Annotated in this window: 11 protein-coding genes and 2 pseudogenes; 6 read left to right on the top strand and 7 right to left on the bottom strand. The window is 76.3% G+C overall.

The genetic code is table 11. The features are described 5' to 3' along the window. Positions 1–99: 99 nt before the first annotated feature. Positions 100–375 carry a hypothetical protein gene (locus tag ACPU2J_RS29005; protein ID WP_361595371.1) on the bottom strand — a complete coding sequence of 92 codons (276 nt, stop codon included), beginning with the start codon at positions 373–375 and terminating at the stop codon, positions 100–102. Positions 376–561: 186 nt separating this feature from the next. Next, entirely contained in the window at positions 562–1,230 is a 669-nt protein-coding gene (locus ACPU2J_RS29000) for a DUF4232 domain-containing protein (RefSeq protein WP_423834333.1), read from the bottom strand. Positions 1,231–1,759: 529 nt separating this feature from the next. On the opposite strand from ACPU2J_RS29000, the gene ACPU2J_RS28995 reads away from it, so the two are divergent. Continuing rightward, entirely contained in the window at positions 1,760–2,221 is a 462-nt protein-coding gene (locus tag ACPU2J_RS28995) for a GNAT family N-acetyltransferase (protein ID WP_361595365.1), read from the top strand. A 104-nt stretch (positions 2,222–2,325) separates the two neighbouring features. On the opposite strand, the pseudogene ACPU2J_RS28990 reads toward ACPU2J_RS28995, so the two are convergent. Further along, a pseudogene (locus tag ACPU2J_RS28990) lies at positions 2,326–2,439 on the bottom strand (MSMEG_1061 family FMN-dependent PPOX-type flavoprotein); the annotation flags it as partial. An 11-nt stretch (positions 2,440–2,450) separates the two neighbouring features. Further along, positions 2,451–2,648, bottom strand: a complete 198-nt coding sequence (locus ACPU2J_RS28985) for a helix-turn-helix domain-containing protein (RefSeq protein WP_423834332.1) — start codon at positions 2,646–2,648, stop codon at positions 2,451–2,453. On the opposite strand from ACPU2J_RS28985, the pseudogene ACPU2J_RS28980 reads away from it, so the two are divergent. Together ACPU2J_RS28980 and ACPU2J_RS28975 are read left to right on the top strand one after the other, a co-directional pair. Then, positions 2,554–2,830: pseudogene (locus ACPU2J_RS28980) on the top strand (molybdopterin cofactor-binding domain-containing protein); the annotation flags it as partial. The gene ACPU2J_RS28985 and the pseudogene ACPU2J_RS28980 overlap by 95 nt on opposite strands. Positions 2,831–3,141: 311 nt before the next feature. Then, the gene (locus tag ACPU2J_RS28975; RefSeq protein WP_420078938.1) at positions 3,142–3,558 is read left to right on the top strand and encodes a VOC family protein; all 417 of its coding nucleotides are present in this window, start codon (positions 3,142–3,144) and stop codon (positions 3,556–3,558) included. A 12-nt stretch (positions 3,559–3,570) separates the two neighbouring features. On the opposite strand, the gene ACPU2J_RS28970 is transcribed toward ACPU2J_RS28975, so the two are convergent. Continuing rightward, positions 3,571–7,047 carry a hypothetical protein gene (locus ACPU2J_RS28970; RefSeq protein ID WP_423834331.1) on the bottom strand — a complete coding sequence of 1,159 codons (3,477 nt, stop codon included), beginning with the start codon at positions 7,045–7,047 and terminating at the stop codon, positions 3,571–3,573. Positions 7,048–7,270: 223 nt separating this feature from the next. On the opposite strand from ACPU2J_RS28970, the gene ACPU2J_RS28965 reads away from it, so the two are divergent. Genes ACPU2J_RS28965 through ACPU2J_RS28955 form a run of 3 tightly spaced genes read left to right on the top strand, consistent with a single transcriptional unit; the run spans position 7,271 to position 9,530 of the window. Beyond that, positions 7,271–7,906 (top strand): ATP-binding cassette domain-containing protein, encoded by a 636-nt coding sequence (locus ACPU2J_RS28965; RefSeq protein ID WP_420078940.1) that lies wholly within the window; start codon positions 7,271–7,273, stop codon positions 7,904–7,906. Next, a complete protein-coding gene (locus ACPU2J_RS28960) occupies positions 7,903–8,769 on the top strand; it encodes a metal ABC transporter permease (protein ID WP_423834330.1) in 867 nt (288 codons plus the stop codon). Before ACPU2J_RS28965 ends, ACPU2J_RS28960 begins: the two co-directional genes overlap by 4 nt. Further along, positions 8,727–9,530, top strand: coding sequence for an ABC transporter substrate-binding protein (locus ACPU2J_RS28955; RefSeq protein ID WP_423834329.1), 804 nt, complete (start codon positions 8,727–8,729; stop codon positions 9,528–9,530). Before ACPU2J_RS28960 ends, ACPU2J_RS28955 begins: the two co-directional genes overlap by 43 nt. 137 nt (positions 9,531–9,667) lie before the next feature. Here the strand turns inward: ACPU2J_RS28955 and ACPU2J_RS28950 are convergent, their stop codons facing one another. Further along, entirely contained in the window at positions 9,668–11,317 is a 1,650-nt protein-coding gene (locus tag ACPU2J_RS28950; RefSeq protein ID WP_420078943.1) for a class I adenylate-forming enzyme family protein, read from the bottom strand. Further along, positions 11,314–13,104: a CoA transferase gene (locus ACPU2J_RS28945; RefSeq protein WP_423834328.1), complete on the bottom strand. Its 1,791-nt coding sequence runs from the start codon at positions 13,102–13,104 to the stop codon at positions 11,314–11,316. The genes ACPU2J_RS28950 and ACPU2J_RS28945 overlap by 4 nt, the downstream gene beginning before the upstream one ends. Positions 13,105–13,212: the final 108 nt, after the last annotated feature.

Raw genomic sequence — 13,212 nt, 5'->3', positions numbered from 1 at the left:
GCCCGATCGGGTGACCCGAGGGCGTTCGCTTGACGGCCGGGACGCACGGACGCCCCGCGGCGGCGCAGGGGCGCAGCGGGGCGTCCGGGGGGTCGGACCTCAGGTGTGCAGTCGGCTGTTGGCGCCGTCGTGGCCGTCGGCGCTCTCCTCGTCGAACCAGTAGTCCCCGGCCGCGAGGTAGCGGAAGGAGTGGGTGACCTTGGCGGGCAGGGACACCGTCACCGCCCGCATGCCGTCGGGCCGGGGTTCGAGCACGTGGGTGCCCGGCTGCCAGCCGTTGAAGGTGCCCACGACGCTGACGGGGCCGGGCGGGTCGCCCTCGGGCAGCACGAAAGTGACGTTGGTGGTGTTCTTCCGACGCTGTCGTTCCAGCATGAAGTGCTCCTTCTGCGTCAAGGACGGCCCCGCTTTCCGGTGGTCATCCTGACGGCCCCGCGCCGCCCCGCGCCGCGACCCGCCGCAGCGGGCCGCGGGTCACCCGTCCGGACGGGGACGGCCGCACGGACGGGGGCACGGGCGGGGGCACGGCACTGCTTCGCGCGGGCCCCGGGAGGGCGCCGGCTACGGGAGGCTGAGCGCGTCCTCGGCGTTGTCCGTCCAGGGGCTCACGAAGTTCTTGTCGGGGACCACGCGGAACCCGGGGGTGGACGCCGTGAGCGGAGTCTGCACCAGGTCGGACTCGGTGTTCATGGTCAGGGCGATGGAGTTCACGGTCTTGCCGCTGCCGTCGTCCAGCCCGCCCATGAGCCCGGCGTAGGCCGTCCGGCCCGGTTCGAGCCGGACGGCGTCCTCGATGCCGGGGGCCGCGCCCCGCTCCGCGGCCTGTCCGTCGAGGCTGCCGAAGGTCACGACCGGGTGCCCGAGGACCCGGCACGTCTTGCCGCTCTTGTTGGTGACCTTCAACAGGTAGCTGCTGGTGGTGGGTTCGGCCAGGCTCGCGGTGAACGTGACGTCGGCGGTGCTGCACGGGAACACGTCGTGGTCGGGTCCGGGCGGGGTGCTCGCGGTGGAGGACCCGGCCGGCTTCGTGGTCTTCGCCGCCTTCGAAGGGGTCGGGGAGGCCGCGGGTGCCGGCGTTCCGGCCGGCGTCGCCGACGCGGCCGGGGCGGCGCCGGTCGGCGCCCCGGGGGAACCTGCCGCGTCGTCGCCGGAGGGCCCGCAGGCCGTCAGGGCGAGCGCCGAGGCGGCGGCGAGGACGAGGGCTGCGGCGGATCTGCGGACGGTGCTCATGGTGTTCCCCCTGGGGACGCGCGACCCGTGCGGGGCCGGAAGGCGGCGGAAACGCTGAGCACCAGCGTCCCGCCGGAGCTTCACAGCTTGGTGACGGCGGCTTCCCGGCTCCGCCACGGTCGCCCGGCGCGTCGTTCCCCGCAGCCACGGGCAAGGCGTCATCTCACCTGACGGAACCGATGGACCGCCACGAAGGGACGATGTCATGCCCTCTCGCCTCAATCCGTACATCAGCTTCGACGGGGACGCCCGGCAGGCTGAACACCTACGGCGACTTCGGCGGCCAGGACGCCGGCGACGCCGCGGATCGGATCACTGAGGGGGCTCGGAGGGGCCGAAGGGGGCCGAGAGGGCCGGAGGGGGCCGAGGGGACGCATGCGCCACCGTCCGGTGTGGCGTCCCGGCCGCCCGCTCTTGGACACCCCGGCGGCTGCCGGCCCCGGCCGGACTCCCGCATGATCGATTCACCGCACCGCGAGGAGCACGGCAGGTCGGCTCCTCCCCGCCCTCGATCCCGGGAGTCCAGCCCATGTCCGACATCACCGTGCGCGCCGTACGGTCCGGGGACTTCGCGCAGTGGCGCGCCCTCTACCGCGGCTACGCCGACTTCTACCGGGTCGAGCAGACGGAGGAGGCCGCCGCCACCGTGTGGTCGTGGGTGAACGACCCCGGCCACGAGGTCGGCGCCCTCGTCGCCGAGGACCCCGCGGGACGGCTGCTGGGCCTGGCGCACTACCGTCCGTTCGCCCGGCCCCTGTCGGCGACGGTGGGCTGCTTCCTCGACGACCTGTTCGTGGCTCCGGAACACCGCGGCTCCGGAGCGGCCGACCTGCTGCTCGGCGCCCTGGCCGGCCTCGCGGCGGAACGGGGCTGGAGCGTGGTCCGGTGGATCACAGCCGACGACAACCACCGGGCCCGGGCGAAGTACGACCAGGTGGCCGCCCGGACCATGTGGGTCACCTACGACATGGCCCCCGCCCCGCGGCCGTAGCGGGCGACCGGCCCGGGGCCGTCGGCCACCGGCCCCCGCGGCGCGCCTCACTCGTACCGGTACCGCAGTGATTCCTGCTCGTCCTCGCGGATCCGCTCCAGCGTCAGGCCGGGCCGGCCGGTCTCCACGATGGTGTGCGCGCTGTCCAGGCGCTTGTTGCCGGTGGCGTCGGGGACGGCGAGGGTGAACTCGTCGAGGACGGAGACGAATCCGGGTGGCGTCGGAGCGGTCACCCGCAGCGCAGGGCCGCGTACAGGTCCAGTGTGCGGTCGAGGCGGGACAGGTCTCGGCCGGTGAGGAGCTCCACGCGCCCGATCCGGTAGTGGACGCTGTTCACGTGCAGGTGGTTCCGCCTCGCCGTCGATCCGCACACCGGGGAGATGAGGATCCTGCGCAGCGTGCACGCGGCGGACGCCGGGAAGGTCATGAACCCGATGCAGTGCCGAGGTGCACTTCATGGAGACCTCCGACGCGATCGGCCCGCTCGGCGCCGACCCGGTGCGCCCGGCCTTCGCCAACGCCCTGCGGGACGCGACCGGGGTCCGTTTCACCTCGCTGCCGGTGACCCTGGACGTCGTGCGGCAGAAGATGCAAGCCGAAGAAGGGTAGAACTCACGGAAATGCCACCCACATCGTGAGACAGGGGCGGCAGGTACGTTCCCCCGGCGGACCGGGGTGGGCATCGGTCCGCCATGGCCGAATGCATGCTGCACGGAGACATGGACCGTCCGGCGACCCTCAGCGTCGCGGACCTGCGGGAATGGGAACAGCACCGGATCGACCCCAGGGGTCGTTTCCCGGCGCCGCCGGGACCCCCTCGCATCCGCCACCCGGAACCACCCGCCCGGCTCGCCCCTGCCGTCACACCCCCGGGATAGCCTCGGCGGGGCAGGTCCCCCCGTCCTCCGAAGGCAGGCTCGATGGAAGCGGCACCGCAGAAGGTCACCCCGTTCCTGATGTTCGAGGGCAGGGCGGAGGAGGCACTGACCTTCTACACCTCCCTCTTCGAGGACTCCGAGGTCCTCGACATCACCCGCTACGGCCCCGAGGGGCCCGGCCCGGAGGGCACCGTGGTGCGCGCGACGTTCTCCCTCGCCGGACAGCGGTTCCTGTGCATCGACAGCCACGTCACGCACGCGTTCGGCTTCACCCCCGCCGTCTCCCTCTTCGTCGAGTGCGGTTCCGAGGCCGAGCTCGACCGGCTCCACGGGGCGCTCTCGACGGACGGGCAGGAGCTGATGCCGCTGGGCTCGTACGGTTTCAGCGCCCGGTTCGGCTGGGTGAACGACCGGTTCGGGGTCTCCTGGCAGCTGAACCTGCAGGACCTGCCCGCCTGACGCATCCTCCGGTCACGGACGGCCGACCCGGACGGCGCGGGCGGCGTCGCGCACCTCCGGCTCGGGGTGGTGCCGCAGGTCCAGGACGGCCGTCCGGCAGGGCTCCGGCCATTTCTGACGCTGTCCCAGGGCCGCGGCGAGCGCGACCGCGAACAGCCCCTCGGCCAGGCCGTCACCGAGGGTGGCGAGCGCGTCGAGCGAGGGGCCGGGGTCGTCCAGGACCTCCCCGTAGCGGTGGTGCTCCTCCAGGGCGCGGGCCAGCTGTCCGGCGAGGACGGGCCGTCCCGCGGCCGCGTCCGTCAGGGCGCGCAGGGCCGCCGCCTGCCGGGCCGCGGGCGCGGTGAGGTCCACGGCCCTGACGAGCAGTCCGCCCCGCAGCGGGGCCAGGTCGGGTGTGTCGGCCAGCTGTTCGGCGAGCGGCGCGTACAGATCGGGGGTCGCGTACAGGCTTCCGGCGAGCTGCTCCAGCCGCCTGCGGGCGGGGAGGTCACCGCCCTCGTGCGGGTCGCGTCCCTGCGGCTCGCCGGCGGCGACCGCCTCCGTCAGACGGGACACGACACCGTGCAGGAGGCCGCCCGGCCCGGCCCCGCCGAGCGGGTGCGGCAGTCCCGAGCGGAGGATCTCGCAGAGCCGCTGGAAGGCACTGCGCGCCCGGTCGTCGGGGGCCGACAGGTCCGTGCAGCCGTCGTGCACCACACCGAGGACCTCGGGGGCGTAGGCCGCCCAGCCGTCGAGGAGCCACAGCGCCCTCGCGGCGACCTCCTCGTCCTCGGAGGCGGCCAGCCGGGCGACCAGTGCGCCGAAGCGCGCGCGGTGGGCGAGCGGCAGCTCCGGGGGCGAGCACTGCGCCATCGCCAACCGGGACGCGGCCGGGCCGTCGGCGACGGTCTCCTCCAGCAGCTGCCAGGCCCGCTCGTCCGCGAAGGACGGCAGCAGGGCCGTCACGGCCGCCCGTACGTCGACGTGGGCGCGCGGGTCGCGCGCGGTCCGGATCAGCAGCGGCAGCGCGCGGTCCGGCGGGAGGTGCGAGGCCGCCAGGCGGGCCGCCGTCTTGCGGACGGTGACCTTCACCCCGTCCTCGCGCGCGAGGAGCTCCTCCAGTACCGGGGCGAGCCGGCCGGGCGGGGTGCGGTGCGCCACCCGCACGGCGGCGGCCCAGGCGGTCGCGGCGCCGTCGGCACCGGCGTGGGCGAGGAGGGTGGCGAGGGCGTCGCCCGAGTCCTCGGCACGGCCGGAGGCCTCCAGCGCGGCGCGGACGAGCACGGGTTCCGCCGCCCCGTCGCCGGCGGGCCGCCCCGACGGCAGGTACCGGGCGGCGAGGGCGGGCCCGTGCACGGGCACCAGGGCGACGGTGCGCAGCAGTGCGGCCCGTTCGGCCGGCGGCCGGCGGCCGTCGGCGACGGCCGCCGCGACCAGGCGTACGGCGGCCCGCTGCTGACGGGGCAGCCAGCGGTCGGCGTCGCGCAGGTCGGGCAGCGCCCGCTCGGTCGCGGGCGCGGGGAACCGTCCGGGCGGCGCGGCTTCGCCGAGGGCGAGGTCGAGCAGGTCCGTGCGGTCCGCGGTGAGCACCGCGAGCACGGGGGCGACGACGGCGGCCGACGGATCGGCGTCCAGCAGTCGGGCCGCGCGCTCGCCGCGGGTGGCCCGGTCGCCGAGCCAGGGGCCGGCGAGCCGCGGGAAGTCGGCGTCCGGGCAGGACCGCAGGGCGCGCGCGAGGCGGTCCTGGAGGGCGGGCACACGGTGGCCGGGCGGGCCGAGGGCGACGGCCGTCGCGATCAACGGGCCGTGGTCGCCCCGGTCTTCGGCCCGGTCCAGCCAGGGGCGCAGGGCGTCGAGGACGGCGTCGCCGTGGCCCTCGCGGGCGGGGCCGGCCAGGCTCCCGGGGTCGCCGAGGTCGGGCCGGCCGGTGTGCTCGGCGAGCGCCTCCAGGACGCGGGCGGCCAGGCGCAGGGCGTCGGGGACGCCACCCGCCGGGTCCGGGTCCGGTGCCGCGGGGCCGGGCCGGCCGAGCAGTTCCAGGGCCAGGTCGCGGATCGAGGAACGGGTCCACTGCGTGGAGTCGGCGGCGCTCAGCCCGCTCTCGCACAGCCGCTCCAGCGCTCCGGCCGCCCCGCCGGGGGCGGGGCCGTCCGCTCCGGGAGCCCCCGGGGCGAGGGCGGCCGCCGCCAGGCCCGCGGGGAGGGCCGCGACGGATTCGACGAACTCCCTGCGCACCGCGTCGCGGTCGTTGCGCAGCCGGTCCGCGGCGAGGCCGAGGACCGCGGCCACCTCGGCGGGGTCCCCCGTCCGGCCCGCGTTCAGCACGAGGAGGTACCACAGGCGGGCACGGTCCTCGGCGTCGCTGCCCGGGAGCGCCGCCAGCAGCTCGGGGCGGGCCCGGTCCGGCGGCAGGAGGGCCAGTACGTCGAGCCGGTCCCAGCGGGTCCCGCCCGCGGCGGTGCACTGCGTGAGGCGGTCCTCGGCCTCGGCGAGTCGCTGTGCGGCGGGCAGGAGGTTCAGGACGGTGTCGGGGAGCGGGATCGTGCCGTACCGGAAGAGCGCCGTGGCCTCCTGCGCGAGGGCGAGGCGGCGGGCGGGCGGGGTGGCGGCGAGCAGGGTCGTGAAGGCCTCCCGGTGCAGCCACCGAGCCGCCAGGCGCGGCAGCGAGGGCGGGGCGGCGCGCGCCAGGAGGCGCAGGGCCCGGCCGGGCGGGGTGCGTTCCCGGCGCGCGTCACCGTGATCCCCGTCGGCGAGCCGGCGGGCGACCCGCTCCGCGTCCACCGCGACGAGGAGGTCCAGGCGGTCCATGACGGGACCCGGGAGCGTGCCCGGTCCGTGGTCCTCGATCAGCGCGAGCAGGCGTGCGGGGGCGGCGGGCAGGGCGGCGCCGAGCGCCCGGCCGTGCCGGTCCCACCAGCCCTGGCGCCATGTCGCGGGCAGGCCGGCCAGCTCGCGCTCGGCGTGCTCGACCACGGGGAGGGGGTGACGGGCGGCCAGCCGGCTCCAGCCCTCGAAGGGGACGGCGTCGGCCAGGTGCGGCAGGTGCCGGCGCACGAAGGCGGTGGAGCAGCCGGCCAGGACCGCGGCCGCGTCGCGGTCGCCGTACTCGCGGCGCAGGCGCGGGAGGAGCCGTTCGGCGAGTGCGGTCCGTCCCCCGTCGCGCAGCAGCCGCGCCAGCCCCGCGCGCACCACGGGGGGCGCGTCCTCGTAGGCGGCCTCGACGGCCGCGTCGGGCACGGGCAGCCGGTGGGCGCCGCGCAGCGCGTAGCGGCGTACGACCGGGTCGGGGTCGGCGAGGCGGGCGGCCAGATGGGGGACGGCGCCGCCGGTCAGTGCGGCGAGGGCGGCGAGGCGCCGCTCGTGGGGGCCGCCGAGGTCCAGCTCGGCGAGGAGCGGGGCCAGTTCGTCCCGGTCGGCGAGGCGGCGTGCGGTGACGGCGGCGAGCCGGAGGCGGGCGGCGTGCGGGAGCGGGTCCAGGGCGGCGAGCAGGCGCTCGGCGGTGTCGGTCATCGCCGCCATTGTGTGCGCGGCCCGGCGGCCCGGGCGAACGGTTTTCCCGCGCCGGGAGGCTCCGCGCGGCGGCTCCGGGACCGGGGGCGGCACCGGCCGGGAGGATCTTTGCCGAACCGGTCCGCCGGGGCCGGGAACCCGGCGGGCCGCGCGTGCGACTACTGGCGCGTGGGGGCGGAACCTCGCCCCCGCGTGCCGGACGAGGACGACCGAGGGGCGTGTGATGGGCGGGCTGGATGTGCGCATGCGGGGTGTCGGCTGCCGGCACGGCCGCACGGAGGCCGTCGCCGACGTCGATCTGGAGATCGCCGCCGGTGAACGCGTCGCGCTGACGGGGACGAACGGTTCGGGCAAGAGCACGCTGCTGCGCGCCGTCCTCGGCCTGCACCGGCAGACGACGGGCTCCATCCTGGTCGGCGGCCGGGGGGGCCGCTCCCCCGCGGAGTGGGCGTGGCGGCGCCGGGCGTGCGCCTGGATCCCCCAGAAGCCGGCCGCGGGCCGGTTCCCCCTGCTCGGCAGCGAGTTGCTCGCCGCCAGCCACGCACCGGCCGAGGCGGCGCAGGCCGCGGAGCGGCTCGGTGTGGGCGCGCTGACGGGCCGTCCCCTGCACACCCTCTCCGGCGGCCAGTTGCAGCGGATGTACCTGGCGCGGGCGATCGGCTGTGTGGCGGCGGGCGCGGAGCTGCTCCTGGCGGACGAGCCCACGGCCGCCCTGGACTTCGACGGGCAGGCGGAGGCGGCCGACGTGCTGACCGCGCTGCCGGTGACCCTGATCGTGGTGACGCACGACCGGGCGCTCGCGGACCGCTGCGACCGGGTTCTGGAGATGGCCGCGGGCCGGCTGCGGGAGGTGCGGTGACCCTCGCCACCGCGGACCTCGGCACCCTGCTGCAGCTGCTCCCCGTGCAACGCGCCGGGGTGGCCCTGTTGTTGGCGGCGATCGGGCTGCCGGTCATCGGGGTCGTCATCGTCGGGCTCGACATCATGCCGGTCCGGTTCGCGATGATGCACGTGGCCCTGCTGGGCATCGCCGTGGGCCTGCTGACCGGGCTCGACCCGATGCTGTGCGCGCTGGTCGCGTGCGCGCTGGCGGGTGCGGGCGTGGCCCCGCTCGCCCGGACCCCGGACGGGCTGTCGGGGGCGATGGGCCTGCTGATGAGCCTGGCGATCGCGGCGGCCCTGCTGCTGCTGGCCGTGTCGGGGGTCAACGCGTCAGGTGCCTTTGCCCTGTTGTGGGGTTCGATCCTGTCCGTCGGGACGGCCGACCTGGTCGTCCTGGGGATCCTGGCCGCCGTCGTGCCCGGCCTGTTCTGGTGGCGGCGCCGTGACATCGGCCTGCTGCTCCACGACCGCGAACTGGCCCAGTGCTCCGGCGTGCCGGTACGGGCGCTGACGGCGGCGCTGCTGGTGCTCGTCGCCGTGGCGGTCGCCGGGGCGATCAAACTCACCGGCGCCCTGCTCGTCGACGCCCTGACCCTGCTTCCGGCACTCGCCGCGCGCCGCCTCGGCAGCTCGCTGCGGTCGATCACCCTCTGGGCGGTCGGCATCGGCCTCGTGGTGAACCTGACCGGGTTCCTCCTGGCCCTGTGGCTGGACTGGCCGCCCGGCCCGGTCCTCGTCCTGACCGCGGGGGCAGTGGTCCTCGCGGTGCACTTCATACCCGAACGGAGAATCAGCTCATGGCGCGCACCCGCGTCCGTATCACTTCCCTCCTCGCACTGAGTGCGGCCCTCCTGCTGGCCACCGGCTGCGGGGCGGCCGACGATCCCGCCCCCAAGGACGGGGCGAAGCCGCCGGAGGGCAAGCCGTCCGTGGTGGTCACCACCACCTGGGAGGGTGCCTTCGCGAAGGCCGCGGGCGCCGAGGACATCAAGGTGATCGTGCCCCAGTCCGTCCACCACGCCCCCGACTACGACCCGAAGCCCTCGGACCTCGCGGCCGTGGCCCGGGCCGACTTCGTGCTGTACGCGCCCTTCGAGCCGTACGCGGCGAAGATCAAGGAGGCGGCGGGGTCGAAGGCCAGGCTGGTCGAGGTGGAGCTCGACAACGACCCGGCCAAGGTGTCCGCCGAAGTCGGCCGCCTGGCGGGCCTGTTCGGCACGGCCGACGCCGCCGCGCAGTGGAAGACGGGCTTCGACGCCGAGTACGCGAAGCTGAACAAGGAGCTGGAGGCGGGCTGGCCCGGCGGGCGCAGCCCGGCGGTGGTGACGCAGGTGTTCACGGCGTGGTCGGCGAAGCTCGCGGGCGCCACGACCGTGGGCACGTACGGCCCGGAGGCGGTGACCCCGGCGCAGCTCGCCGAACTGGCCGCGAAGAAGCCGGCGCTGGTGCTGGACAACGCCCACATGTCGACGGGGCCGGTGCTGCCCGACTCCGGTGCCAGGCAGGTGAAGATCGTCAACTATCCGGGAGAGGACCTGGACCTGTTGCCGGTCTACCGCAACGCCGCGGCGGAGCTGAAGAAGGCCATGTCCGGCTCCTGACGGGTGCGCCGCGCCCCCGGTACCCCCGCGGGCCGGGGGCGCGGCGCGTTTCCGGAGGTGCGGCCGGACCGTCCGGGCCGCCGCGAAAGGGGGCCGCCGGTGTGCCGGCGGCCCCCTTCACCGTGTGCTCCCGCGGGTCACCGCGGCACGGGGACGCTCTCCGTCAGGCGCCTGCGCAGGGCCGCGCGGTCGGGTTTGCCGGCCGCCGTCAGCGGGAGTTCGGTCACGACGAGGAGCCGCTCGGGGTGCTTGCGGCGCTCCAGCCCGCGTCCGGTCAGGTGCTCGCCGAGCGAGGCGAGGGTGGGGGCCTGTGCCCCTCGGGCGACCACGCACGCGGCGAGCCGCTCCCCCATCAGCGGATCGGGGACCCCGACGCAGGCCACGTCACGGACGAGGGGGTGCGCGGTGAGTTCGCGTTCGACCTCGGCGGGGCTGATGTTGGCACCGCCGCGGATGACGATGTCCTTCAGCCGGCCGACGACGTGCAGCACGCGGTCGGAGTCGAGGTAGCCGAGGTCACCGGTGCGCACCCAGCCGTCGCGGGTGCGGTAGCGGGCGTCGAGCTCGGGCGCGCCGACGTAGCACAGGGGGGTCATCGGGCCGCGCGAGATGATCTCCCCGACGGCGCCGTCGGGGAGCGGTTCGTGGGTGTCGGGGTCGGCGATGCGGATCTCGGCGACCCGGGGGTCGGGCCGGCCGGCCACCACGGCGGAGCCGTGGGTGGGCGGCACCGTACTGCCGAGTCCCGTATGGCAGTTGACGCCGTCCGCGGATCCGTAGAGGTTGACGACGGGGCAGCCGAAGGCCTCGGCCGCCGCCGCGGCGGTGGTCTCGTCCAGCGGTGCCCCGCCGAGGACCAGGGCGGTGGGGGCCGGCAGGGGTGCGGCCCCGACGTCGAGCCGTTCGAGCATCATGCGCACCATCGTGGGCACGCCCAGGACGTGGGTCGGCCGGTGCTCGCGCACGGCGTCCAGGGCCGCCCGGGCGTCGAAGTGGTCGAGCAGGACCAGGGTGCCGCCGTGCCGGGCGAGGGTGACGGCCGTACCGTTCGACCCGAAGGCCGAGGCGAGCGGGACGAGGAAGAGGCAGCGCGGCGGCGTCCCGTCGGGTATGAGGGAGGCCAGGAAGTTGCCCCGGCCGCCGGCGAGGGCGTTGTGGGAGTACGCGACCATCTTGGGCTCGGCCTCGGAACCGGAGGAGACGAGGATGCGGGCCGCGCTGTCCGGGTCGGGCCGGGCGGGGACGAACCCGGCGGGGTCCGAACGCAGCAGCTCCGCCAGCGGAATCGTTCCTTCGGGCGGGGTTCCGGGTCCGGCCGCGACGACGTGGCGCAGACCGGGCAGGGCCCCGGTGAGTGTCCGCAGGTCCGCGGCGTGCCGGAAGCCCCGGTGCTCGGTGGCGGCGATGACGGCGACGGCCTCCGCCCGGCGCAGCAGGCACTCCGCTTCGAGGACCCCACGGCCCACGGGGAAGGGCAGCGAGACCGCTCCGAGGGCCGCCAGGGCCAGGTCGGCGATGACGGCGTTGCGGCCGTCGGGGAGCTGGACGCCGACCACGTCGCCGGGGCCGATCCCGAGGCCGCGCAGCCCCGTGGCCAGACATCGGACCTTGCGGTCGAGGGCGGTGTAGCAGAGCGAGCCCTTGGCGTCGACGACGGCGGTGCGGTGCAGGTCGGCGATCTGACGGGCCCGGAAGAGGCTGTAGAGGTCGAGGTCGGGACAGGTGCCGTCGACCACCCAGGCGCGGCGGAGTTCGGCGGGCAGCAGGTCGTGCAGGGCGATGGTCACGCGAAGCTCCAGGGGTCGGGGACCGCCGGGGCGCCGTGCGCGTCGCGGCCGATCGGGGCGGTGAGCCGGGGGTCGTGGTGCAGGCCGGACAGGTCCGTGGTGACGGCGGTGGCCGTCAGGCCGTGTGCGCGCAGCCGGGCCAGGGCCTCGGCCGTGGGCAGGTCGGCCAGGTCGTGGGCGGCCGCGGCGCGGGCGTCGGCGTCGGCGGGGGCGATCCAGCCGTCGGTGGTGGCCAGCGGACGGCGGAAGCCCGCCGGCCGGCGGGGGTTCTGCCCGCGGGCCGCCCTGCGCAGGGCGGGCGCGGTGAGGGTGTCGGCCGCGCCGAGCAGCGAGGAGTCCACCCGTACGCCGCGGCCCGTGCGCTCGCGCAGCAGGAGCCCGGCGAGGACGGCTTCGGCGCCGAGCAGTCCGCCCAGCACGTCGAGCAGGGTCATCAGCGAGGGGGCCGGGGGCTCGCCCTCAGGACGGACGGCCTCCCCCACCCCGGTGCGGGCCTGGACCATGAAGTCGGTGCCCATGGGGGCGTCGTCGAGCCGGCCGGCCCAGCCGCTGGTGTAGGCGTACACCAGCGCGGGGTTGACCGCAGCGAGATCATCGGAGTCGAGCCCGAGCGAGGCCGCCCGGCCCGGCGCCCAGTTGTGGAGGAAGACGTCCGCCCCGGCCGCCATCTCGCGCAGTCGGCGCCGGTCCCCCTCCGCCTTGATGTCGATCTCTACGGCCTTCTTGCCGCGGTTGAGGGCCAGCCAGCGCGCGGAGACGCCCGAGCAGGCGGGGGGCATGCCGCGCAGCGGGTCCCCGCCCGGCGGCTCGATGCGGACGATCTCGGCGCCGAGGAGTCCGAGCAGGTGGGCGGCGAGGGGTGCCTGGATGCGGCGGCCGGCCTCCAGCACGGTCAGTCCCGCGAGCGGTCCGCCGCCGGCCGGTCCCGGCGGGCGGCCGGCCCGGGAGGCGGGTGCGCCGCCCGGCGCCGTCTCCAGGGACCAGGGCGCGGCCCCGTCGTGTTCCGCGGCCCGTTCCGCCAGCGGGCGCAACGCGCACACCTCGGCCCCGGAGACGGCCGCGGCGCGGCGGATCCGCTCCCAGTCGTGGGTGTGGGCGGTGGTGTGGAGGGCGGCCGGGAAGGGGGCGCAGGCGGTGGCGTAACGGAACTGGAAGGGCCGCCATCCGGCCCGCAGGGCCTCGGCCGGTGCCCGGAGCTCCTTCCAGAAGGCGGCCCAGGCACCGGGGTCGAGCGTCTCCAGTTCGAAGAGGACCCCGTCCGCGGAGGTGAACGGGGGTCCTCCCGCCGCGATCTCGGCGGCCTCTCCTTCGTCGGCACCTTCGGCCGCGAGGTACTGCGACACGGCGAGCAGGCCGGCCCGGTCCGCGCTCGTGGTGGCGGTGCCGGTCCCGGTGCGGCCGCGGGCCCGGCCGACCAGGGTCGCGAGGAGTGCCTGCACGGTGAGGACGCCGGTGGCCGTGGCGGCGTAGTCGGCGGCGAGCCCGCGCGGGCCGCCGTCGCGGCGGCCGTGGACGGCCATGATGCCGGTGGCGGCCTGGACCGTCGCCTCGTCCACGAGTCCGCTCGCGGGGTCCGCCCAGGTGCTGGTCGCGCGCGCCGGTTCGAAGCCGCCGCCGCCGAGCGTGGTCCCGGCGGCGGGGCCGTCGGCCCTTCCGGGGCCGTCCGTCTCCGCGCCGAGCAGCCGCAGGTGTTCGGTGACGACGCTCGTGATCTGCGGGGGCCCCGAGGTGTCGAAGCGCAGTGTGTCGAGCGGCCGGACCGTCTGCGTGGGTGCTGGTGACGCCATGCCTCTCCTCTCCTGGCGCGGCGGTGGCCGCAGCCGGGGTCTTGCGGGATGCGGGAACCGGGGAGCGTGCACGCCCGACCAGTTCCACGGACAGACAGTCGCTCGGCC

It is taken from the genome of Streptomyces manipurensis (assembly GCF_049570255.1).
GTDB classification, from domain to species: Bacteria; Actinomycetota; Actinomycetes; order Streptomycetales; family Streptomycetaceae; genus Streptomyces; species Streptomyces manipurensis.
The sequence above is the reverse complement of the archived record's forward strand: the minus strand, read 5'-3'. Positions and strand labels throughout refer to the sequence as shown.

Excerpts from the sequence above, each read along its gene's own strand:
- ACPU2J_RS28975 (WP_420078938.1), top strand. The coding sequence starts at position 3,142 with ATGGAAGCGGCACCGCAGAAGGTCACCCCGTTCCTGATGTTCGAGGGC.
- ACPU2J_RS28965 (WP_420078940.1), top strand. The coding sequence starts at position 7,271 with ATGGGCGGGCTGGATGTGCGCATGCGGGGTGTCGGCTGCCGGCACGGC.
- ACPU2J_RS28995 (WP_361595365.1), top strand. The coding sequence starts at position 1,760 with ATGTCCGACATCACCGTGCGCGCCGTACGGTCCGGGGACTTCGCGCAG.
- ACPU2J_RS29000 (WP_423834333.1), bottom strand. The coding sequence starts at position 1,230 with ATGAGCACCGTCCGCAGATCCGCCGCAGCCCTCGTCCTCGCCGCCGCC.
- ACPU2J_RS28945 (WP_423834328.1), bottom strand. The coding sequence starts at position 13,104 with ATGGCGTCACCAGCACCCACGCAGACGGTCCGGCCGCTCGACACACTG.
- ACPU2J_RS28985 (WP_423834332.1), bottom strand. The coding sequence starts at position 2,648 with ATGACCTTCCCGGCGTCCGCCGCGTGCACGCTGCGCAGGATCCTCATC.
- ACPU2J_RS29005 (WP_361595371.1), bottom strand. The coding sequence starts at position 375 with ATGCTGGAACGACAGCGTCGGAAGAACACCACCAACGTCACTTTCGTG.
- ACPU2J_RS28955 (WP_423834329.1), top strand. The coding sequence starts at position 8,727 with ATGGCGCGCACCCGCGTCCGTATCACTTCCCTCCTCGCACTGAGTGCG.
- ACPU2J_RS28970 (WP_423834331.1), bottom strand. The coding sequence starts at position 7,047 with ATGACCGACACCGCCGAGCGCCTGCTCGCCGCCCTGGACCCGCTCCCG.